At 63.5% G+C, this 260-nt stretch carries 1 protein-coding gene; it reads right to left on the minus strand.

The window, feature by feature from the left end:
- Nucleotides 1-260 (minus strand): HhH-GPD-type base excision DNA repair protein (locus tag SB764_RS41870; RefSeq protein ID WP_410867018.1); only part of this gene is annotated, 260 nt, incomplete at both ends.

Genomic DNA, 260 nt, shown 5'->3' on the forward strand with positions numbered 1-260 from the left:
GCCGTAGTGGCCGGATGCTTCCCTCCACCCTTCAGCCCGGAGGCCGCATTGTTTGCCCAGCAACGCCAGGAAGATCTTTGCCTTCTGTTCTCCGAAGCCAGGTAAAGCCATGAGGCGCCGGAGCACTTCAGCGCCGTCGGGATTGCCGTTTGTCCAGATTGCCGCTGCGTCTCCATCCCAATCCCGGTGCACGGTCTCCGCCAGTGCTTGGACCCTGCCCGCCATGGATCCCGGGAATCTATGGACCGCCGGCCTCTCCT

The sequence above is a fragment of the Paraburkholderia sp. SIMBA_027 genome (genome assembly GCF_046535315.1).
Taxonomy (GTDB): Bacteria; Pseudomonadota; Gammaproteobacteria; order Burkholderiales; family Burkholderiaceae; genus Paraburkholderia; species Paraburkholderia tropica.